We start from the raw sequence: 22,667 nt of genomic DNA, 5'->3' as shown, positions 1-22,667 counted from the left end.
GGCTTACCTCCCGCCAAACATGCGCTTGAAGAAACCGGGTTTGACGGCTTCGGTAAAGCGCATGGGTTTTTCTTCGCCCAGGAATCGGGCCACCACGTCCTGATAGGCCTCTGCCACATCCGTGCCTTGCATGTGCACGGCGGGAATGCCCTGGTTGGAGGCCTGGAGCACGGTTTCGGATTCGGGGATCACGCCGATCAGCTCGATGCGCAGAATGTCCTGGATATCCTCCAGCGACAGCATCTGGCCGTCTTCCACGCGATTGGGGTTGTAGCGCGTGATCAGCAGATGCTCCTTGATGCGCTCGCCCTTGACCGCTCGCTCCGTCTTGGAGCTGAGCATGCCCAAGATACGGTCCGAGTCACGCACCGACGAGACTTCGGGGTTGGTCACCACCAGGGCCTCTTCGGCATAGTGCATGGCCATCAGTGCGCCGCTTTCAATGCCGGCGGGCGAGTCGCAGATGATGAACTCGAAGTCCATGGCGGACAGGTCGTCCAGCACCTTCTTCACGCCTTCCTGCGTGAGGGCTTCCTTGTCTCGGGTCTGCGAAGCGGCCAGCACGAACAGGTTTTCGCACTGCTTGTCCTTGATCAGGGCCTGGTTCAGATTGGCTTCGCCCTGGATGACATTGATGAGGTCATAGACCACGCGGCGCTCGCAGCCCATGATCAGATCGAGATTGCGCAGACCCACATCGAAGTCAATCACTGCGGTCTTGTGGCCGCGCAGTGCGAGGCCGGATGCGAAGCTGGCGCTGGTGGTGGTCTTGCCGACACCGCCTTTGCCAGAGGTCACGACGACGATTTTGGCCATGTTTGCACGATTCCTTTAAGACAAATGGGGCAGGTTGATAGGGTGTCCGGTGTGTCTCTCATACCGGTTCGATAACGATTCTTTCTCCCTCCAGGCGCACCTTGGCAGCTTTGCCGGCGACGTCCTTGGGGAGATCGGTTTCAATTGTGCGGTAGATACCTGCGATGGAAAGCAGTTGCGCCTCCATGCAAGTGCTAAAAATTCTTGCGCTGGTGTTGCCGCTGGCCCCGGCCACGGCGCGGCCGCGCAGCGGCGCATAGACATGGACGTTGCCGTCGGCAATCACCTCGGCACCATAGCTGACCATGTCCAGAACCACAATGTCGGTGCCTTTGGCATAGACGCGCTGGCCCGAGCGCAGCGGCCGGTCCACGATGACGGCATCGGCCAGCGGAGCAGGCACCTCGACCTCCACTTCGCGAATGATTTCGTGGATTTCCGGCTCGGCGCGACGCGTCGGCATGGCATCGGGGGCTGCGCTCAGACCAAGGGCCTTGGCTGCTTCCATCTGGGCCTCGCTGCCGCTGCGCACGGCAACGGGCACTGTGCGGTGGTTGCGCAGGGCCTCGATCAGGGCCGGGAAGTCGATTTCTTCCTCTGCTTCGCGCACCTGGCTGAGGTCGATCAGCACAGGGTCGTTGTCGAAGAAGTCCGGGTCGTCGGCAAGACGGCGGGCCAGATCCTGGGCCAGCGCCTGCATGTCGGTGCTGCGAAGTACCACGGAAAGCACCGGCAGTTGTGCGCTCTTGAGGTCAAAGCTGGGGCGCTCGGCGCCGGTCGATTCAACAGACATGGATGGGATCAGCGCACATCAGGTGCTCTATGAGGACGACAAAGTGTACCTGCCTACCGGCAAAAGATATGGTCACCGAGTGTTTGCACTGCAACACTTGATGCACCTCAGAGGCCTCTGTCTGTGCAGGTCTGGATGAAAATACAGTCATGTCTCCAGAGCTTTTGATCCAGGGCGCCTGTGCCAGCATCACCTTGCGCCGTCCCGAAGTTGCCAACAAACTGCTGCCCGAAGACCTGATCGTGCTGCGCCGTCAGATCGACGAGGTCAACGCCAGCCCCGCGGTGCTGGTGCTGACGCTGCAGGCGGTGGGCAGGCATTTCTGCAGCGGTTATGACATTGGCGAGATCGCCAACAGCCAGAACGAGGGCAGCTCCTTCGGCGAGATGGTGGATGCCATCGAGAACTGCCGTCCCGTCACCATTGCCGCGATTCAGGGCGGCGTGTTCGGCGGCGCCACCGATATGGCACTGGCCTGCGACTTCCGCGTGGGCGGGGCCAACAGCCAGATGTTCATGCCCGCCGCGCGGCTGGGCCTGCATTTCTACCTCTCGGGCCTGGAGCGCTATGTGACCCGCCTGGGTGTGGATACGGCCAAGCGCCTGTTCCTGAGCTGCGAGAAGCTGCAGGCCCAGGCCATGAAGGACTGCGGCTTTCTGACCGATCTGGTGGACGGCACCGATATCGGCGAGCGCGTGATGCAGCTGCAGACCACCTTGGCCGGCATGGCGCCGCTGGCCTTGCTGGGAATGAAGAAACATCTCAACGCCATTGCCCGCGGCGTGCATGACAAGGCCGGCATCGATGCTGCCGTGCAGGCCACCATCGCCTCGGCCGATCTGAAGGAAGGCGGTGCGGCCTGGCGCGAAAAGAGAGCTGCCCGCTTTCAGGGGCACTGATCCCCAAGAAGGGACGGTAATCCTTTGCAAGGCGGTGGGGGCCACCCAGGCCCTCGCACCGCGCCTGCCGCGTCAGGACACTGTGCCTGCTTCTGTCCTGGCCAGATATTCCCTGGCAAAGCCTTCGTACCAGTCCAGGCAGCCTGGGTTGGCCATGGCGTCCTTGTTGACCACCTTGGCCAGCGGCTGGCCCAGCAGCAGCTTCTTGATGGGCAGCTCCTGCTTTTTGCCGCTGAGCGTGCGTGGTATCTCGGCCACGGCAAAGATATCGTCGGGCACAAAGCGGGGCGACAGCGCCGAGCGGATGGCCTTGTTGATGCGCTCGCGCAGCGCCGCATCGAGCTCCACGCCCGGACGCAGGGCCACAAACAGCGGCATATAGCTGTCCTTGCCCAGATATTCGAGATCCACCACCATGCTGTCCAGCACCTCGGGCAGGGCCTCGACGGCGCTGTAGATCTCGCTGGTGCCCATGCGCAGGCCATGGCGGTTGATGGTCGCATCGCTGCGACCGTAGATGATGCAGCCGCCCTCGCCAAGCAGCTTGATCCAGTCGCCATGACGCCAAACAGGCCCCATTTCGGCGTCACCATCGCCGCCGCCCGGTTGGCGGCCATGGCCAGCCGGGTACATATCGAAGTAACTCGACAAATAGCGCTTGCCGTCCGCATCGCCCCAGAGAAACAGCGGCATGGAGGGAATGGGCTGGGTGCAGACCAGCTCGCCGACCTCGTCCATCACGGGCTGGCCCTGCTCGTTCCAGGCCTCGACGGCGGCGCCCAGCTGGCGGCATTGCATGACGCCGGGCACCAGCGGCAGATCGCGGTTGCCGCCGATAAAGGCGCCCGCGAAGTCGGTGCCGCCGGATAAGTTATTCCACCAAATATTGGCGCGGCCCAGTTTCTCGAATTGGTCTGTACCCCATTGCTGAACTTCAGCAGACAGCGGCGAGCCCGTGCTGCCCAGCCCGCGTATGCGCGACAGGTCGCCGCAGGTGGACAGCTCAAGGCCGGCCTTCATGCAGTTGGCATAGAAGGCCGCGCCCGAGCCAAAGCTGGTCACGCCAGTCTCGGCCGCAAAGCGCCACAGCGTGCCCCAGTCGGGCTTGTCCTTGCTGCCGCCGGGGCTGCCGTCAAAGATCACGCAGCTCGTGCCGCCCAGCAGGCCCGAGACCTGGGCATTCCACATCACCCAGCCCGTGGAGCTGTACCAGTGGTAGCGCTCGCCCCAGCTATTGGGCTCGTAGCTGCAGCCGATGTCGTTGTGCAGGGCCTTGAGCTGCAAGGCCACCAGCACCATGCCGCCATGGCCGTGGACTATGGGCTTGGGCAGGCCCGTGGTGCCGCTGGAGTAGACGATCCACAGCGGGTGGTCGAAGGGCAGCCACTCTGGCGTGAAGGCTGCCGTCTCCGCATCATTTCGTGCGGTAACGTTGGTGTAGTCTGCGGTGTCGGCTATCTTTATCGAGGTATCCAGATTGGGCACCAGCACCACGTGCTGCACGCTGGGCAGGCCTTGGCGCAGCTCCTGCAGGACCTCGCGGCGGTCTATGTCCTTGCCTGCGTAATGCACGCCGTCCACAGCGATCAGCGCCTTGGGCGCTATCTGCTTGAAACGGTCGAGCACGGCATGGGTGCCCATGTCGGGCGCGCAGATGCTCCAGATGGCGCCCAGACTGGCGCAGGCCAGAAAGGCGACGATGGCCTCGGGAATATTGGGCAGATAGGCCGCGACGCGGTCGCCCTTGGCGACGCCCTGGGCACGCAGATGCAGGGCCAGGGCCGCCACCTGGCGCTGCAGCTCGGGCCAGCTCAGCTCGCGCTGCAGACCCTGCTCGTTGCGGCTGATGACGGCCGGCATGCCGGCGGCATGGGCCGGCTGGACATGGCGCAGCACCTGCTGCACATAGTTCACTTGCGCGCCCGGGAACCACTGCGCACCGGGCATGGTGTTCCCGGCCAGCACCGCGCTGTGCGGCGTGGGCGACTGCAGATCGAAGTAGTCCCAGATGCTTTGCCAGAAGGCATCGAGATCGCTGGTCGACCAGCGCCACAGCGAGTCATAGTCGGCAAAGCTCAGGCCGCGCGTTTCATGCAGCCAGTTCTGGTACAGCCGGATCTGAGGGATATAGGGAGCGGGGTGTTGCGGTGCGGAAGACATGGGTCCAGCCTAGCGCTGCAGCCCTTGCAAGTCATTGGTGGTGGCCCCGCCAGATGTCACCTGTGCAGCAGCGCGGTCGGCTGTATGGGCGCACACGAGCACAGCTGAGCGGTCAAACCGATAATCGGGGCCTGTTTACACCGTCAACGGCGCATGCCGGCGACCCGCACCCCATGTCCGCTTTGCCCACCCGCGTGCTGGCCGTCATTCCGCCGATGACGCAGCTCAACACTCCCTACCCCTCCACGGCCTATCTGACCGGCTTTCTGCGCTCGCGCGGCATCACCGCCATGCAGGAAGACCTGGCACTGGCCCTGGTGCTGCAACTGCTCTCGCCCGATGGCCTGCGCGCCGTGGCCGAGCGCATCCAGAGTCTGCCTGCCAGGCAGCACACGCCTGCCGTCCAGTCCTTTGTCGCGCAGCAGGAGCGCTATCTGGCCACGATCGCGCCCACGATTGCGTTTTTGCAGGGGCGAGACTCCACGCTGGCCCATCGCATCGTGGGGCGCCACTTTCTGCCCGAAGGCCCACGCTTTGCCACGCTCGATGTGTATGAGGACGAGGAAGACGGCGATCCGCTGGGCTGGGCCTTTGGCGCCCTGGGCCTGCAAGACAAGGCCAAGCATCTGGCCACGCTATACCTCAACGATCTGGCCGATGTGCTGCGCGATGCCGTGGACGAGCGCTTCGAGTTCGTGCGCTATGCCGAATCGCTGGCCGGCAGCCAGCCCAGCTTCGATCCGCTGGCCAGCGCACTGGCGGCAGAGCCGAATCTGGTGGACGAAGTGCTGGAGCGCCTGACGCTGGAGGCCGTGGAGCGCCACCAGCCCACGGTGGTGCTGCTGTCCGTGCCCTTTCCGGGCTCGGCCTATGCGGCGTTTCGCATTGCCCAGACCATCAAGCGGCGCTTCCCGCAGATCGCCACCGTGCTGGGCGGCGGCTTTGTCAACACCGAGCTGCGCGAGCTGGCCGAGCCGCGCGTGTTCGACTACTTCGATTTCGTGACCCTGGATGCGGGCGAACGCCCGCTGCTGGCGCTGCTCGAGCACCTGCGCGGCGAGCGTGGCAGATCGCGCCTGGTGCGCACTTTTGTGCGCGGCAGTGATGACGAAGGTGGCAAGGTCCAGTACATCAACATGATGGAATCCGACATCGCGTTTGCCGAGGTCGGCACGCCCACCTGGGACGGCCTGCCGCTGGACCGATACCTGTCGCTGCTGGACATGCTCAACCCCATGCACCGTCTGTGGAGTGATGGGCGCTGGAACAAGCTCACCGTGGCCCATGGCTGCTACTGGAAGAAGTGCAGCTTCTGCGATGTGAGCCTGGACTATATCGGCCGCTACGAGGGCGCCAGCGCCGCCGTGCTGGCCGACCGCATCGAGGCCATCGTCGCCGAGACCGGCCAGACCGGCTTTCACTTTGTCGATGAAGCCGCGCCGCCCAAGGCGCTCAAGGCGCTGTCGCAGGAGCTGATTGCGCGCAACGCCGGCATCTCCTGGTGGGGCAATGTTCGCTTCGAGAAGACCTTCACGCCCGAGCTGGCCGAGCTGATGGCCGACAGCGGCTGCATCGCCATCTCCGGCGGCCTGGAAGTGGCATCCGACCGGCTGCTGGCGCTGATGAAAAAAGGCGTGACCGTGGACCAGGTGGCACGTGTGACCAAGGCGTTTTCGGAGGCAGGCATCCTGGTCCATGCCTATCTGATGTACGGCTTTCCGACGCAGACCGTGCAGGACACGGTGGACGCGCTCGAGTATGTGCGCCAGCTGTTCCTCAACGGCTGTATCCAAAGCGGCTTTTTTCACCGCTTCAGCTGCACCGTGCACTCGCCCGTGGGCCTCAACCCCGAGGAATACGGCATCGAGCTGCCGCCGCTGCCCGAGGGCAACTTTGCCAAGAACGACCGTCCCTTCATCGACCCCACGGGCGTCGATCACGACGCACTGGGCGCGGCGCTCAAGAAGGCCATCTACAACTTCATGCACGGCATCGCGCTGGAGGAGGATGTGCGCATGTGGTTCCCGTTCAAGGTGCCCAAGCCTACGGTCAAGCGCGATCGCATTGCGCGCGCGCTGCAGCAGAAGCAATGAATTTGATAGCTTCTTGCGCTTGCTGATCAATCACTTCATATCTATTTATCAATGAAGTCATTGATGGGTTGGCGCTGGAAGCTATGTATTTGATAGTTTGACGTTCTGCCGCCGTTTTCCCGCGTGTGCAAGAGACCACAGTCCCTGGTTTACCAGTGCTTGCACGACCCCAGCGGGCAAGCACTGCTTGCCATAATCTGCTCCGTTTTTGATATCTCCAAGGAGCGATGGGATGGGAATGTTTCAATGGACGGAGCGATCGTCCGATGTCTTGCAGGGCGGTGGCGTCATCGGCCCCGATGAGCGACTGCCCTGGACGCAGACCGGTTTGATGGGTATCCAGCACGTGATCGCCATGTTCGGCTCCACGGTGCTGGCTCCCATCCTCATGGGGTTCGATCCCAATCTGGCGGTGTTGATGAGTGGCATCGGCACGCTGATCTTCTTTCTCATCACCGGCGGCAAGGTGCCCAGCTATCTGGGCTCTTCCTTTGCCTTCATCGGTGTGGTCAACATCGCCACCGGCTACGTGGCCAGCCAGGGACCTGCCAACGCCAATATCGGCGTGGCGCTGGGCGGCATCATTGCCTGCGGCTTTGTCTACATGCTGGTCGGCCTGCTGGTGCAGATGGTGGGCACGGCCTGGATCGAACGCTTCATGCCGCCCGTGGTGACGGGCGCCGTGGTGGCCATCATCGGCCTGAACCTGGCCTCGATTCCCATCAAGAACATGGCGTCCAACAACTTCGAGTCCTGGATGCAGGCGCTGACCTTTGTCTCCGTGGCGCTGGTGGCGGTGTTCACGCGCGGCATGCTGCAGCGCCTGCTGATTCTGATCGGCCTGATCATTGCCAGCGTGCTCTACGCCGTCTTCACCAACGGCCTGGGCTGGGGCAAGCCCGTGGATCTGAGCGGCGTGCTCAATGCCGCCTGGTTCGGCATTCCCAGCTTCCATGCGCCGGTGTTCACCAGCAATGCCATGCTGCTGATCGTGCCCGTGGTCATCATCCTGGTGGCCGAGAACCTGGGCCATATCAAGGCGGTGACCGCCATGACGGGCAAGAACCTGGACCAATACATGGGTCGTGCCTTCATCGGTGACGGCGTGGCCACCATGGTCTCCGGCGCAGCCGGCGGCACAGGCGTGACCACCTATGCCGAAAACATCGGCGTGATGGCGGCGACCCGCATCTACTCCACGGCCGTGTTCTTTGTGGCGGCCCTGCTGGCCGTGCTGCTGGGCTTCTCGCCCAAGTTCGGTGCGCTGATCCAGGCCATTCCCCTGCCCGTGATGGGCGGTGTCTCCATCGTGGTGTTCGGCCTGATCGCCATTGCCGGCGCCAAGATCTGGGTGGACAACAAGGTGGACTTCTCCGACACCAAGAATCTGATCGTGGCTGCCATCACCCTGATCCTGGGTACCGGAGAATTCACGCTGAGGTTCGGCGAATTCGCGCTGGGCGGCATCGGCTGCGCCACCTTTGGCGCCATCATCCTGTATGCGCTGCTGACCATGGGCGAGCGCAAATCTGAAACCAAGGTACAGGCCAAGTGAGTGCCAACATGTAATCGAGGGAACATTCCCCTGACAGCAGCGCGGGGCCTTTGCCGAGAATCCCGGTGTTAATGTTCCGCGCTGGTAACATTTCTCTCTGGAGATATGCCGCCCTACCCGGGCGGTTTTTTTTAGAGGTGCCAGTCTGAGCGCCGAGCATGAGCCGCAAGAATGCCAGCGCGTTGGCGCCGGTCAGGCTCGCGTGCCGGGCCGGAGCCTCTGAGTTTGGAGCATGCAATGTCCATCGCAGATCGCGTACGTTACCCAGAATTCCTCTCGCGCGTCATGACGGCCGAAGAGGCCGCCGCCCTGATTCCCCACGGTGTCAATGTCGGCATGAGCGGCTTTACCGGAGCCGGTTATCCCAAGGCATTGCCACAGGCCATAGCGGCCCGTGCCAAGGCAGAGCATGCCCAGGGCAAGCCCTACAAGATCAATGTCTGGACCGGCGCGTCCACCGCCGCCGAATGCGACGGCGTGATGGCCGAAGCCCACGCACTGGGTCAGCGCCTGCCCTTCAACACCGATCCCATCGCGCGCAAGGCCGTGAACTCGGGTGAGATCGACTTCATCGACATGCACCTGTCCCATGTGGCGCAGCATGCCTGGTTCGGCTTTCTGGGCCATATGAACATCGCCGTGATCGAGGTGCTGGGCGTGACCGCCGATGGTCTGCTGATCCCGTCGACGGCCGTGGGCAACAACAAGACCTGGCTGGAGATCGCCGACAAGGTGATTCTGGAAGTCAACACCAAGCCGCCCGCCCGGATGGAGGGCATGCACGACATCTACTACGGCACGGCCATCCCGCCGCGCCGCATGCCCATCAACATGACGCATGCCGATGACCGTATCGGCGATGCCTACCTGAAGGTGGACCCCGCCAAGGTCGTGGCCGTGGTCGAGACCCACAAGGGCGACCGCGACAATGTGTTTGCCACACCGGACGAGAACTCCCAGAAAATAGCCGGCTACATCATCGACTTCCTGGCCCACGAGATGAAGATGGGCCGCCTGCCCAAGGAAATGCTGCCCATCCAGTCGGGTGTGGGCAATGTGGCCAATGCCGTGCTGGCAGGCTTGCTGACCGGCCCGTTCGAGAACCTGCTGGGCTTTACCGAAGTGCTGCAGGACGGCATGCTGGATCTGCTGCGCGCGGGCAAGATGAGCAAGGCCTCGGCCACTTCCATCTCGCTGTCTGCTGCGGCCTACAAGGACTTCGAGGACAACATCGACTTCTACCGCGAGCGCATCATCCTGCGCCCGCAGGAAATCTCCAACCACCCCGAGTTGGTGCGCCGCCTGGGCATCATCGCCATGAACTCGATGATCGAGGCCGACATCTACGGCAACATCAACTCCACCCATGTCATGGGCACGGGCATGATGAACGGCATCGGCGGATCGGGCGACTTTGCCCGCAACGGCTATCTGTCCTTCTTTGTCACGCCCTCGGTGGCCAAGGACGGCAAGATCAGCTGCATCGTGCCCATGTGCTCGCATGTGGACCACACCGAGCATGACACCCAGATCATCGTCACCGAGCAGGGTCTGGCCGATCTGCGTGGCCTGTCGCCCAAGCAGCGTGCGCAAGTCATCATCGACAGGTGTGCCCATCCGGACTACCGCGCCCAGTTGCAGGATTATTTCGACCGCTCGCGCCAGCAGGGTGCACAGCACACGCCGCATATCCTGACCGAGGCACTGTCCTGGCATCAGCGCTTCATGGACAAGGGCGATATGCGGGGCTGAGTTACCCCCTGAGCCGCTTTGCGGCTTCCCCCAAGGGGGACGACACCATTGCTGCGGGGCGGCGGGGCCGCCTAGGCTCTTGCTTGGTGTCTCTGATCTGGTAGCTGGTGAACTGGTCGCCGTGTACTAGTCCGCTTGGTGCTGGCGTCTGCTGCTCCAAGTCCTTAGCATCGAAGGACGCTCTGCAAAGAGCGTCCTTTTTTCATGCACCACAAGGACTGGTATGGCGATCTGGACCCGAGAGCTCGATCTGAAAGCGCTGAACGCAGGCAGCGCAAACACTGCAATTTCCCACCTGGGCATTGAGTTCACCGAATACGGCGACGACTATGTACGCGCCCGCATCCATGTGGATGAACGCACCTGCCAGCCCTATGGCATTTTGCACGGCGGTGTCAGCGTGGTGCTGGCCGAGACGCTGGGCTCCATGGCCGCGGCCTGCAGCATTCCCGAAGGCTATCGCTGCGTGGGCCTGGGCGTGACTGCCAATCATGTGCGAGCAGGCCGCAAGGGCAGCTGGATCACCGCCACGGCGCGGCCCACGCACCTGGGGCGCACCACGCATGTCTGGGCGGTGGAGCTGCGCGATGAAGAGGGCAAGCTGACCTGCAACTGCAGCCTGACGATGGCGATCCTGCCGCCAGAGGCAGCCAAGAATGCGCGGCTGGATGCGGCTTCGTTGGGTGGGGTTCAGTAGGTTTTTTGTTTGCGAAACTGCTTTGTTTTGAGGATATAGGCCGGGTTTCGCCCGGCTGGCGACCTACTTTCTTCGCAAGAAAGTAGGCAAAGAGCAGGCCCCTACTGCCCACGTCCCTCCGGCTTCGCCTGTGGGCAACCTGCGCCGACAACCTCTTGTTGCTGTACGGCAAAACTCACTTCGAGCTTCGCTCTTCGTTCAAACACATTGCCGTAAAAGTGATGACGATGCGTCTGCACTCTACGGTGCAGCCGCGCGCCACAAGAGGCTGCCGTCGCAGGCGTGGGCACAAGGGGCAATACCGGAGACAGGATAGCTCCGAGATAAATTTGATAGCTGCAACCGCAATTCATATAAGCGATTGAGCCTGATTTCGCCACAAGTCTTGCAGGCTGTCCGCTCCCACCCGTCTGGCTGTGCCTGCGGCACGCGGTTCAGGCTGCGGGCAATGCTGCCGCAGGACAGCATTGCTTTGTGAACTGGCTTGCCGCCGTTTGTCTGAGCGCAGCGGCATGCCGCGCAGCGAGTTGGGCGGCACCGTAGGCTGAATTGTGTGACGCAGGTTTACCCGGAGCGAAGCGCAGGGACACAGGCAATCGGATAGCGCTCTTTGCCTACTTTCTAGCGCGCTAGAAAGTAGGTCGCCAGCCGGGGCGAGTCCCGGCCTCTGTCCATAAATCAGGTACCCAGTTTCACTCCAAACATCAAACAGAGGAAGTCTCAAAAGCTTATCTATCAGGCGTGAACAGCTATCAAAACAAGACGACAGTCAAACTCCCAACAACACCGACAACTTCTCCGGCTGCAGCAGCAGATCCGCGGACTGAGCCTGCAAGGCCAGTCGGCCTTTTTCCATCACCACGGCCTTGTCGGTATGGGCCAGCACCTTTTTGTAATCGCGGTCCACGATCAACGTGGAGATGCCGGTTTCACGAATCTGTGCAATCACGCGCCAGATTTCGGCCACCACCAGCGGAGCCAGGCCCTCGGTGGCTTCATCCAGAATCATGAGGCGAGGATTGGTCATCAGTGCGCGGCCGATGGAGACCATCTGCTGCTCGCCGCCCGAGAGTTGATCGCCGCCGTTGGACAGTCGCTCCTTGAGGCGTGGAAAGGTTTCCAGCACACGTTCGTAGGTCCAGCCCCGGCTGCCGTCCAGGCCGGCTCTGGCGCTCATCAAGAGGTTTTCCTTGACGGAGAGATTGGGGAAAACGCCGCGCCCTTCGGGGACGTAGCCAATGCCGAGACGCGCCATTTTCTCGGGGGCGGAATTCGTTACCTCCTTGCCGTCGGCAAACACCCGGCCCGAACGTGCCGCCACATAGCCCATCAGCGTGCGGATCAGCGTGGTCTTGCCCATGCCGTTGCGGCCCAGCAGGCCCACGGCCTGGCCTTGGGGCAGATCCAGCGAGATGCCATGCAGGATATGGCTGTCGCCGTAAAAGCTGTGCACTTCCTGCAGGCTGAACATGGCATGGTTCGAAGGCCCTGAAAGTGGGCGCGTGCCTGTGCCAGAGGCAGCAAGCAAGGGCTGCCCCGCAGCGATGGTGCCGTCCCCCTCCCGCGCAGCGAGAGAGGGGGAAGCGACAGAGCCGCTCAGGGGGTGCCTTGTTTCAAGCATGTTCTTCTTCTCCCAGATAGGCGGTGCGCACGACCGGGTCGTTGCGAATCTGATCGGGCGTGCCCGTGGCTACCACGCTGCCGTTGACCATGACGGTGATGCGATCGGCGATGCGGAAAACGGCATCCATATCGTGCTCCACCAGCAGCACGGCATGCGCGGATTTGAGCTCCTGCAGCAGCTCCAGCATGCGTTCTGTCTCTTCGGCGCCCATGCCTGCCAGAGGTTCGTCCAGCAGCAGCACGCGCGGCGCTGTGGCCAGACACATGGCGACTTCCAGCTGACGCTTGGCACCATGGCTCAGGCTGCCGGCAAGGCGCCCGGCATGCTGGGCAAGACCGGCGCGCTGCAGCGCAGATTGCGCCCGCTGCATGCTGGCTGCGCAATGCTGGGCTGACTCCCAGATGCGCCAGGGCCTGGGCAGCGCCTGGGCCTGGGCCGTGAGCCGGCAGTTCTCCAGCACCGTGAACTCGGGGAAGATGGTGGTGCGCTGGTAGCTGCGGCCGATGCCGGCCTTGGCGCGCAGTGGCTGCGGCATCTGCGTGACGTCCCGGCCTTCAAGTGCAATGCTGCCGCTGCTGGCCGCTATCTCGCCCGAGAGCATGTTGATCAGCGTGGACTTGCCTGCGCCGTTGGTGCCGATGACGGCATGGACCTCGCCCTGATGCAGATCCAGGTCCACATTGTTCACGGCCACCAGCCCGCCAAAGCGCCGCGTTAGGCCGCGCACGGACATCTTGGGAGCATTGCCTGTATCAGCCATGATCCGCTCCTTGCTCGGCAGCTTCTGGCGACTTGCCGGTCCGCGCCGCTGCCTTCTTCTGCCATTTGTCGTTGATGCCTACCAGCCCCTTGGGCAGCAGCGCGACCAGCGCGATGATGGAGATGCCAAGCGTCAGCTGCCAGTGATCTGCGGCATTGCCAACGATGGCATGCGTGCTCAGCAGCTCCTTGAGCAGCACAAAGGTGATGGTGCCCAGTACGGCACCGCGCAGCGAGCCCACGCCACCCAGAATCAGCATCAGCAATACCTCGCCGGAGTGGTGCCAGGCCAGCAGCTCGGGGTTGACCACGGCATCGCGTGCGGCCAGCAGAAAGCCCGCCAGACCCGCCAGCGCACCGGCAATCACAAAGCCGGCGAGCTTGTAGCCGTAGGTGGCAAAGCCGGCAGCGCGCATGCGCTGCTCGTTGACGCGAATGCCGGCCAGCGCATGGCCGAAGCGAGAGTGGCGCAGCATGGCGATGAAGGCATAGACCAGCACCAGCGCGGCCAGTACCACGAAGTACTGCGTGCTGCTGCTTTCCATGTCCAGTGCGCCTATGGCCGGGCGCTGCATCAGGTAGATGCCGTCGCTGCCGCCGAAATAGCCCACGTCGTGCACGACAAAGAAAGCCAGTTGCGCGAATGCCAGCGTGACCATGATGAAGTACACGCCCTTGGTGCGCAGACTCAGGGCGCCCACCAACAGCGCATACAGGCCCGAGACACCGACGGCGGCGCCGAGCATGACGAGAAAGTTGCTGCCGTCCTGGCCGGCTGCCTTCACCGCCGCATAGGCACCGAGCCCGAAGTAGGCCGCATGGCCCAGGCTGACCAGCCCTGCGCCGCCCACCAGGATATGCAGGCTCAGTGCAAAGATGGACAGGATCATGATCTTGACGACCAGATCGGAGAGATAGGCCGACCAGAAGGGCTGTGCGGCAGCCAGCAGCGCTGCAACAGCCAGCGGCAGCACCACAGCTACCCACACGCTTTTGGCGCGAATGGGGCGGCTCTGGTTGGTGACGGCCGGTGCTTCTGCATAGGCCTGATTGGATTGCGGCAGCGGCGTATAGGAGGTGTCGCTCATATCAGTGATCCTTGACACTGCTTGCAGAATTGGCGTGAGCCAAGCAGGGGACATGGGGCAAGGGCCTGACCGGCCGCCCCGCAGCGAAGGTGTTGTCCCCGTCTCGCGTGGCGAGCAAGGGTGGAAGGCGCGAAGCGACTCAGGGGGAGCTTCATCATCTCTTGCCCATCAGGCCTTCCGGGCGCCATACAAGGATCACGGCCATCAGCAGATAGATGCTCATGCCGCTGAGTTCCTGGAAGAACACCTTGCCGAAGGTATCCACAAAGCCCACCAGCAGCGAGGCAATCAGCGCGCCGGTGATCGAGCCTATGCCGCCGATGACCACCACCACAAAGCAGATGATGAGCACGCTGGAGCCCATATTGGGGTAGACCGAACTCATGGGCGCCGCGATCATCCCGGCCAGGGCCGCCAGGGCCACGCCCACGGCAAAGACGATGCGGTAGAGGCGCTTGATGTTGATGCCCAGGCCGCGCACCATGTCGCGGTTGCTGGCACCGGCACGAATCATCATGCCCAGACGCGTGCGGTTGACGGTGTAGTACATCAGCAGCGCCACCAGCAGGCAGGCAGCGGCTGCAAACACGTTGTACCAGGGGTACTGCATCATGCCCATCAAAGGGAAGCTGCCGGCCAGCCAGGCAGGCTTTTCCACGCCATGCACATCGTTGCCCACGAGGATGGCGCGCAGGCCTTCAAACACCAGAATCAGGCCATAGGTCATCAGCACCTGCTGCAGGTGATCGCGTTCGTAGAGAAAGCTGAAGAATGCCCATTCGAGAAAATAGCCCAGCACCACGGCCAGCACCACGCCGACCAGCAGCATGATGATGAAATGCTGGCCCAGGTACGGTGCGAGCGAGAACGCCACGTAGGCACCGATCATGTAGAAGCTGCCATGGGCGAGGTTGATCACCCCCATGATGCCGAAGATCAGCGTCAGGCCGGAGGCCAGCAGAAACAGAAGCAGTCCGTACTGAACAGAGTTCAGACACTGCACCAGAAAAGTGGCGAGATCCACGGCAATCCTTGTTGAAGCAGGAGGCTGCAAAGCGGGGCATACAGCCCGGCGAATCGTCGATTCGCGCTGGAGACGAGGTGCTCTGTCGCAGGCGGCACCGAAGGTGCGGCAGGACAGAGCAAGCAGGTATCGAGGGCGGTATGGCTCGCGTCTATTACATGCGGCAGCCGCGGGCTGGGTCCGCCAGAGCCTTTACTGCCACGCTGATCTTCTTGTTCTCCTTGCCGTCAACCTTGCGCAGATAGATGTCCTGCACGGGATTGTGGGCCTTGCTCAAGGTGAAGTCGCCGCGCGGGCTGGCAATCGTGGCTTTCTCGATGGCTGTACGGAAGACATCCTTCTTGCCGATGTCGCCGCCGGCGGCCTTCAGGCCCACGGCCAGCATCTGTGCGGCGTCATAGCCTTGCACGGCATAGACATCGGGCTGCAGCTTGTAGTTCTTGGCGTAATTGGTGCGGAAGGCCTGATCGCGCGCCGTACCCAGTTCGTCGGCATAGTGCAGCGTGGTCAGCATGCCCTGGGCGGCCTCGCCCTGAGCGTCCAGCGTGCCGTCGGTCAGAAAGCCCGGTCCGTAGAGCGGAATGGTTTTGGACAGGCCCGAGGCGTGATAGTCCTTGACGAATTTCACGGCACCTGCGCCCGCGAAGAAGGAGAACACGGCATCGGGCTTGGCCGCTGCGATCTCGGTCAGCAGAGCCTGGAATTCAACGTTGGGAAACGGCAGCGTCAGCTGCTTGCTGACCTTGCCGCCGCTTTTCTCGAAGCCTTCCTTGAAGCCGTTGACGGCCTCTTCACCGGCAGCGTACTTCCAGGTCAGGGTCATGGCATTTTTCTTGCCTTCCTTGGCTGCGACCACGCCCATGGGGTAGGCCGTCTGCCAGTTGGAGAAGGAGCTTCGGAAGATATTGGGAGCGCACATGGGGCCGGTGACTGCATCGGCTCCCGCATTGGGCACGATGAGCACGGTGCCGCTTTCCTTGGCGGCCTTGGCCATGGCCATGGCCACGCCGGAGTGCACGGTGCCGATGATCACATCGACCTTGTCGCGCTTGATGAGGCGGTTGACGTTGTCCGTTGCCTTGGCGGGATCTGACTCATCGTCGACCTTGAAGTATTCGATCTCGCGCCCGCCCAGCTTGCCGCCTTGCTCGGCTACCTGCATGCGAAAGCCGTTCTCGATCGCCACGCCCAGGGCTGCATAAGTGCCGCTGAAAGGCAGCATGAAGCCGACCTTGATCTTCTCCTGCGCGATGGCGCTGCTGCCGCTTGCGGCGGCAGCCAGTGCGATTGCGCTCCATATTGCCCATTGCTTGCTCATGCTTGTCTCCTGCTGGTTGATGGACGAATGCCGGCTTACTCTCAGATCAACGGTTATGACTGGCTGTGGTGCTGGGGTTGGCACTGATGCACGAGCGCACTCTAACAACTTTAGGTTTAAAGCAATACCAGCGATTGCCCTAGTTTGTGACTACTGTTTTGATAGCTTCTTGCAACCTTGCGATAAGCAATTAGCGCGGCTTGGATTCCAGCTCACGCAAACGAAAGCGCTGGATCTTTCCTGTCGCGGTCTTTGGCAGCTCATCGACAAATTCAATGAAGCGCGGGTATTTGTAGGCGGCCAGCCGATTCTTTACAAAGGCCTTGAGTTCAGCCTCGCTGGCGCTCTGTCCGGGCTTGCACACCACATAGGATTTGGTCTTGGTCAGGCCCTGTTCGTCGGTCACGCCGATCACGGCCGCCTCAAGTACGGCAGGGTGCTGCTGCAGCGTGGATTCGACCTCGAAGGGCGAGACATAGATGCCGCTGACCTTGAGCATGTCGTCGCTGCGGCCTGCATAGGTGTAGTAGCCGTCGGCATCGCGCACATATTTGTCGCCGCTCTTGAGCCAGGCACCCTGGAAGGTGTCGCGCGTCTTGTCGCGGTTGGCCCAGTACATCAGGGCCGCGCTCGGGCCCTTGATGTAGAGGTCGCCGATCTCGCCATCGGCCACGGGCTGTCCGTCCTCGCCGCGCAGCTCCACCGCATAGCCGGGCACAGGTTTGCCGGTGCTGCCGTAGCGTATATCGTCCGGGCGGTTGGAGAGGAAGATATGCAGCATTTCGGTGGAGCCGATGCCGTCCACGATATCGGCGCCGAAGTGGGTCTTGAAGCGCTGGGCAATCTCGGCCGGCAGGGCTTCGCCTGCCGACGAGCACATGCGTAGGCTGACCTGTTCGCGTGCCGGCAGGGTGGGGTGAGCCAGCATGCCCGCAAAGCCCGTAGGCGCTCCGAAAAACACTGTGGGCTGGTGCTCGGTCCAGCGCCTGAAAGTGGCTTCCGGCGTGGGGCGCTCGGCCATCAGCACCACGCTGGCTCCCACGCTCAGGGGGAAGGTCAGGGCATTGCCAAGGCCGTAGGCGAAGTAGAGCTTGGCGGCGGAAAAGCAGACATCGTTTGCGTTCAGGCCCAGCACCGGTTTGCCATACAGCTCGGCCGTCCAGTAGGGGTTGGCGTGGGTATGCACCGCCCCCTTGGGTTTGCCGGTGGAGCCTGAGGAATACAGCCAGAAGCCGGGGTCGTCGCCCATGGTTCTGGCGGCATGAGCGAGCGGCATTTGCTGCTGCAGCCAGGGCTGCAGCGGCTCGAAGGCCGGCGGCAGGCCTTGCGGTGCTTCATCGGGCCTGGCGACCCAGATATGGTTGACCTCATGCTGCGCCTGCTCCAGGGCCTGCTGCACCACGGCAACCAGCGCGCCATTGGTCACGATCGCCTGAGCACGGCAATGCTCGAGCATATAGGCGTAGTCGGCAGCAGTGAGCAAGGTATTCACCGCCACCGGCACCACGCCTGCGTACATGGCTCCCAGAAATGAGATCACCCACTCGCGCATATCGTGCATGACCAGCAGCACGCGCTCCTCGCGATGGATGCCGGCAGCGAGCAGGCCATGGGCCAGGCGGCGCGCCTGCTCCTGCAACTGAGCATAGCTGAGCGTGCCCTGGTCATCGGTGTAGGCGTTCTTGTCACCGCGCCCCTGGTTGAGATCAAACAGATGCTGGGCAAAGTTGAAGGCTTGGCTGAAGTCGGTCATGGCTCATGCTCCCGTCGTTTCGGCCAGTGCCTGCAGAAGCTGTGGTGCGGCTTGTATGGCGCTTTTGCGATGATAGAAATCCAGTGCCCGCAGGCCGCCGAGTTCGGAGCCGCCGCCGGCGCGGCCCGGACCGCCATGCAGGGACTGGGGCATGACATTGCCGTGGCCCGTATGCAGCCTGGCGACAGCGGGCGTGACCACGTGCACGCGGCCGTGGCTGGCTGCGAGATCGGTGGCGGCTGCGGCCAGGGCCTGGTCGTCATCGCCGTAGATCGAGCAGACCAGCGAGCCCTGGCCGCGATGCGCCAGTGCCAGGCCATGTGCCAGGTCACGGTAGGGCATGAGCGTGGCCACCGGGCCAAAGACTTCCATGTCATGCACGAGTGCACTGCCATCGGGGTCCTGTGTTCCCAGCAGCACGGGCTGGGCGCAGGCGGCAATCGCCGGGTCGGCATCGATCAGCGCATTACGCCGGCCGTCATGCAGGGCCGTGGTGTGCTCCAGCAACCGGCCCAGGCCCTGCTGCACGCTGTCGTACTGCTCGCGGCTGACCAGAGATCCCATGCGTACGGCGTCGTTGCGCGGGTTGCCCACGGCGATCTTTGCCAGTTGCGCACCGAGGGCCTGGGCCATACCGTCGTACAGAGCTTGTGGTACCAGCACGCGGCGTATGGCCGTGCATTTCTGGCCGGATTTGACCGTCATTTCGCGCACCACCTCACGCGCCAGCAAGGCGGCAGCTTCGCTGTCCGGGCCATGGCCGGGCAGCAGCAGCGCGCAATTCACGCTGTCGGCCTCGATATTGCTGCGCACCGAGTGGCGGGCTATGGCCGCGTGAGAACGTATGGTCGAAGCCGTCTCCGCAGACCCCGTGAACGAAACCACATCTATGGGTTGCAGCTGATCCAGCAATCCGGCAGCGCTGCCGCAGACGATGGACAAAGCGCCCGGCGGCAATATGCCGGCATCGATCACATCCTTGACCATGCGCTGGGTCAGCCAGGCGGTGGCCGTGGCCGGCTTGACGATGACGGGCACGCCCGAGAGCAGGGCCGGTGCCGCCTTCTCCCACAGCCCCCAGGCAGGGAAGTTGAAGGCGTTGATGAACAGCGCCACGCCGCGTGTCGGGACCTGGATATGCCGGGACAGAAAGGCACCGTCTTTGGCCAGCGCCACGGCTTCGCCGTCGCTCAGATGCCTCGCATCGCCGAGCGCCGCGCCCCATCTGGCGTATTGGTTCAGAGTGTAGATGCCGCCGTCCACATCGACGGCGGTGTCGTTTCTGACGGTGCCGCTGTTGGCGGTGGATATCTCGTAATACGCGTCGCGGCGGCTTTGCAGCACGGCGGCAATATCGGCCAGCAGGCTGGCGCGCCGGGCGTAGCTGAGGGCTCGCAAGGCCTTGCCTCCGGTGTCGCGTGCGAAGGCAAAGGCGGCGCCCAGATCAAGCCCTGTGGCATCGACACGCACCAGCTCGGCTCCCAGTACCGGGTCGCGTAACAAACTGCCCCGGCCGCTGCCGGTTTGCCAGCGGCCAGCCACATGGTTGGCCAGTAACTCAGTCATGGGGGTCTCCTGAAGTGCTGTTCTGATCAGCATCAAATCTTCGGTGAAACATGCAATATTGTGCGTGCAATCAAAAGATAAATACGAGACAATGCAGTGTCAAGCAATATATTGCATGATTCGCGTTAACCCCGACTGTTTATCATTCACGGCCTCTGAGGAGCTTTATGGATCAGTTAGACATGGCATCCGCGTCGGTTGCGGAAGGGGATGAGGCGGGCAAAAGCCCGTTGCTGCAGGCCTTGGGCGAGAGGGTGCGCAATCTGCGTGCGCGCCGCGGTCTCACGCGCCGTGGGCTGGCTTCGGCCGCCGTGGTGTCGGAGCGCCATCTGGCCAATCTCGAATACGGCACGGGCAATGTCTCCATCCTGGTGCTGCAGCAGATCGCACATGCACTTCAGTGCAGCATGGCCGAGCTGCTGGGCGATGTGACGACGGCCAGTGCCGAATGGCTGTTGCTGCGCGAATTGCTGGAAGGCCGCAGCGAGGCCGATTTGCAGCGCGTGCGACTGGCCGCCGGAGAGATTCTGGGAACGGCGCCCATGGGCGATCCGCACCGGGCTTCGCGCATTGCCCTGATAGGCCTGCGCGGCGCGGGCAAGTCCACGCTGGGGCGTATGCTGGCCGAGCAACTGAATGTGCCGTTTCTCGAGCTGAACCAGGAGATTGAGCGAGTGGCCGGTTGCAGCGTGCGCGAGATTTATGACCTCTATGGAGCTGGCGCCTATCGCCGTTACGAGCGCCGTGCACTCGAAGAGGCCGTGCAGATCTACAGCGACGTGGTGATTGCCACCCCGGGAGGCATTGTCTCGGACCCCGCGACCTTCAACGAACTGCTCAGCCATTGCACCACAGTCTGGCTGCAGGCCCAGCCCGATGAGCATATGAGCCGTGTCGTGGCCCAGGGCGACACGCGGCCCATGGCGGCCAACCCCGAGGCCATGGATGATTTGCGCCGGATTCTGGACGGCCGATCGGCCTTTTATTCCAAGGCCGATCATGTGCTGGACACCAGCGGAAAGAGCGTGGCGCAAAGCCTCAAGCAGCTGAAAGTGCTGGTCGCAGCCTGACGGTATTCACAGGGGCAGGGCACGCTCCAGCACGGCGGCGATGTCAAGTCCTGCGGGGTCAAATGCCCCTACCACCATGGCTCCGTTCTGTGCGCCCAGGCGGGTGTGGATGAAGCCATCGGCCATGTGGGCGGGCGCATGCCTGTGCAGCAGGCAGGCCTGGGCCAGCAGACACAAGTCCTGCACCAGTCGGCGGGCCTGCGGCTCCAGTGCCTCGGGGGAACCGGACAGGCGTTTGGCCAGCGATTGCGCCATCGCCGTCAGAAGGGGCTGGTCGGCAGCCATATCGCCGAGATCCTGCAACAGCAGGCGCGTGGCTTCAGGCTCGCGGCCCATGGCGCGCAGAACGTCGAGACACATCACATTGCCCGAGCCTTCCCAGATGGAGTTGACCGGCGCTTCACGGAACAGGCGCGCGACTATGCTGTCCTGTACATAGCCGTTGCCGCCAAAGACCTCCATGGCTTCGCCCGTGATCTCCACCGAGCGCTTGCAGACCCAGAACTTGGCGGCTGGAGTCATGATGCGCTTCCAGGCGCGGGCCAGCAGATCGCCTTCGGCCTCCGACTCATAGGCCTGAGCCAGATGCATGGCGAGTTGCATGGAGGCTTCGCTTTCGAGTGCCAGGTCCGCGAGCACGGTGGCCATCAGCGGCTGATCCGCGAGATGTCTGCCAAAGGCCGAGCGCTGGCGCGCATAGGCAATCGACTGCACGGTGGCGCTGCGCAAAATGGCCGCGCTGCCCAGCACGCAGTTCAGCCGCGTGTAGCTGGCCATTTCGATGATGGTGGGAATGCCTCGGCCTTCCTCGCCCATGAGAATGCCCCAGGCGTCCTGCAGCTCCACTTCCGAGCTGGAGTTGCTGCGGTTGCCTACCTTGTCCTTGAGGCGCTGCACACGCACGGGGTTCTTGCTTCCGTCGGGACGCCAGCGCGGCACGAAAAAACAGGCATGACCGCCGAGCTCACCGCTTGGCGTGGCCATGCGAGCCACCACCAGATGGGCGTCGCACATGGGGGCCGAGAAAAACCATTTGTGGCCGCGCAGCAGATACTCGCCGCCGCGACCTCCCTCATGCACGGGGCGAGCCACTGTGGTGTTGGCGCGCACGTCCGAGCCGCCCTGTTTTTCCGTCATGCCCATGCCTATCCAGATGGATTTTTTCTGGTCCAAGGGCAGATCGCGTGCGTCGTACTCGTGGCTGAACAACCGGGCCTGCAACTGGCTCCATAGCTGGGGCTCTTTTTGCAGAACGGGGATGGCCGCCGTGGTCATGGTGGCCGGGCATAACGTGCCTTGCTCCACCTGGCCGTGCAGGTAAAAGCCGGCGGCCCAGGCGCTCCAGCGGCCGCGGCTTGGGCTCTCGAAGGGCAAGGAGATCAGGCCCTGTTTGCGATACAGCTCCATGAGGCGATGCCAGCTGGGGTGGAATTCCACGGCATCTTGCACACGCCCGCGCGCGTCGAAGCGCTGCAGCTCGGGGGTATGGCGGTTGGCGAGCTCGGCATGCTCCCAGTTGTGCTTCTCGCCAAGCTGTTGCGCAAAGCGTTTCAGGGCCGGCACAAAGCTCTGCGCCTGCTGGCGCTGCAGCACTTCCTGCAAGGCAGCGTCGGCTTGCAGCAGATTGATGCCGGTCAGCTCATCGAACTGGTTGAAGACGTCATGGGTGTCCAGGGCCTGCATGCGATCACTCCTGTGGC

Annotated in this window: 17 protein-coding genes; 6 read left to right on the top strand and 11 right to left on the bottom strand. The window is 62.9% G+C overall.

Going from position 1 to position 22,667, the window contains the following annotated elements:
• Positions 1-3 precede the first annotated feature (3 nt).
• Entirely contained in the window at positions 4-816 is an 813-nt protein-coding gene (minD, locus tag EIC84_RS12225) for a septum site-determining protein MinD (RefSeq protein WP_003069672.1), read from the bottom strand.
• Between the two features lie 58 nt (positions 817-874).
• Positions 875-1,609 carry a septum site-determining protein MinC gene (gene minC, locus EIC84_RS12220; protein ID WP_003069670.1) on the bottom strand — a complete coding sequence of 245 codons (735 nt, stop codon included), beginning with the start codon at positions 1,607-1,609 and terminating at the stop codon, positions 875-877.
• Between the two features lie 149 nt (positions 1,610-1,758).
• On the opposite strand from minC, the gene EIC84_RS12215 reads away from it, so the two are divergent.
• Entirely contained in the window at positions 1,759-2,508 is a 750-nt protein-coding gene (locus EIC84_RS12215) for an enoyl-CoA hydratase/isomerase family protein (RefSeq protein WP_003069668.1), read from the top strand.
• A gap of 72 nt (positions 2,509-2,580) precedes the next feature.
• Here the strand turns inward: EIC84_RS12215 and EIC84_RS12210 are convergent, their stop codons facing one another.
• A complete protein-coding gene (locus EIC84_RS12210) occupies positions 2,581-4,668 on the bottom strand; it encodes an acetoacetate--CoA ligase (RefSeq protein WP_003069666.1) in 2,088 nt (695 codons plus the stop codon).
• A 173-nt stretch (positions 4,669-4,841) separates the two neighbouring features.
• On the opposite strand from EIC84_RS12210, the gene EIC84_RS12205 reads away from it, so the two are divergent.
• The 4 genes from EIC84_RS12205 (at position 4,842) to EIC84_RS12190 (ending at position 10,765) form a co-directional block, all read left to right on the top strand.
• Entirely contained in the window at positions 4,842-6,761 is a 1,920-nt protein-coding gene (locus EIC84_RS12205) for a B12-binding domain-containing radical SAM protein (protein ID WP_003069664.1), read from the top strand.
• Positions 6,762-6,993: 232 nt separating this feature from the next.
• Complete coding sequence (locus tag EIC84_RS12200) at positions 6,994-8,316, top strand: solute carrier family 23 protein (protein ID WP_003069662.1); 1,323 nt, start codon at positions 6,994-6,996, stop codon at positions 8,314-8,316.
• A 237-nt stretch (positions 8,317-8,553) separates the two neighbouring features.
• Positions 8,554-10,068, top strand: a complete 1,515-nt coding sequence (locus EIC84_RS12195; RefSeq protein ID WP_003069660.1) for an acetyl-CoA hydrolase/transferase family protein — start codon at positions 8,554-8,556, stop codon at positions 10,066-10,068.
• Between the two features lie 223 nt (positions 10,069-10,291).
• Complete coding sequence (locus EIC84_RS12190) at positions 10,292-10,765, top strand: PaaI family thioesterase (protein WP_003069658.1); 474 nt, start codon at positions 10,292-10,294, stop codon at positions 10,763-10,765.
• A gap of 769 nt (positions 10,766-11,534) precedes the next feature.
• On the opposite strand, the gene EIC84_RS12185 is transcribed toward EIC84_RS12190, so the two are convergent.
• From EIC84_RS12185 to EIC84_RS12155, 7 genes are all read right to left on the bottom strand, one after another.
• Entirely contained in the window at positions 11,535-12,236 is a 702-nt protein-coding gene (locus EIC84_RS12185) for an ABC transporter ATP-binding protein (protein WP_003069656.1), read from the bottom strand.
• 142 nt (positions 12,237-12,378) lie between these two features.
• Entirely contained in the window at positions 12,379-13,149 is a 771-nt protein-coding gene (locus EIC84_RS12180) for an ABC transporter ATP-binding protein (protein WP_003069654.1), read from the bottom strand.
• Entirely contained in the window at positions 13,142-14,236 is a 1,095-nt protein-coding gene (locus EIC84_RS12175; RefSeq protein ID WP_003069651.1) for a branched-chain amino acid ABC transporter permease, read from the bottom strand. Before EIC84_RS12175 ends, EIC84_RS12180 begins: the two co-directional genes overlap by 8 nt.
• Positions 14,237-14,390: 154 nt before the next feature.
• The gene (locus EIC84_RS12170) at positions 14,391-15,260 is read right to left on the bottom strand and encodes a branched-chain amino acid ABC transporter permease (protein WP_003069650.1); all 870 of its coding nucleotides are present in this window, start codon (positions 15,258-15,260) and stop codon (positions 14,391-14,393) included.
• A gap of 154 nt (positions 15,261-15,414) precedes the next feature.
• A complete protein-coding gene (locus EIC84_RS12165) occupies positions 15,415-16,578 on the bottom strand; it encodes an ABC transporter substrate-binding protein (RefSeq protein ID WP_003069648.1) in 1,164 nt (387 codons plus the stop codon).
• A gap of 190 nt (positions 16,579-16,768) precedes the next feature.
• Positions 16,769-18,331 (bottom strand): benzoate-CoA ligase family protein, encoded by a 1,563-nt coding sequence (locus EIC84_RS12160; protein WP_003069645.1) that lies wholly within the window; start codon positions 18,329-18,331, stop codon positions 16,769-16,771.
• Positions 18,332-18,334: 3 nt separating this feature from the next.
• The gene (locus EIC84_RS12155) at positions 18,335-19,897 is read right to left on the bottom strand and encodes a 3,4-dehydroadipyl-CoA semialdehyde dehydrogenase (RefSeq protein WP_003069643.1); all 1,563 of its coding nucleotides are present in this window, start codon (positions 19,895-19,897) and stop codon (positions 18,335-18,337) included.
• Positions 19,898-20,064: 167 nt separating this feature from the next.
• On the opposite strand from EIC84_RS12155, the gene EIC84_RS12150 reads away from it, so the two are divergent.
• Positions 20,065-20,967, top strand: a complete 903-nt coding sequence (locus EIC84_RS12150) for a helix-turn-helix transcriptional regulator (protein ID WP_034351280.1) — start codon at positions 20,065-20,067, stop codon at positions 20,965-20,967.
• A 6-nt stretch (positions 20,968-20,973) separates the two neighbouring features.
• Here EIC84_RS12150 and EIC84_RS12145 read toward each other — a convergent pair whose 3' ends face one another.
• Positions 20,974-22,650, bottom strand: a complete 1,677-nt coding sequence (locus tag EIC84_RS12145) for an acyl-CoA dehydrogenase family protein (RefSeq protein WP_003069639.1) — start codon at positions 22,648-22,650, stop codon at positions 20,974-20,976.
• Between the last annotated feature and the right edge of the window lie 17 nt (positions 22,651-22,667).

The sequence above is a fragment of the Comamonas sp. A23 genome (assembly GCF_004522605.1).
GTDB lineage: Bacteria > Pseudomonadota > Gammaproteobacteria > Burkholderiales > Burkholderiaceae_C > Comamonas > Comamonas thiooxydans.
The sequence above is the reverse complement of the archived record's forward strand: the minus strand, read 5'-3'. Positions and strand labels throughout refer to the sequence as shown.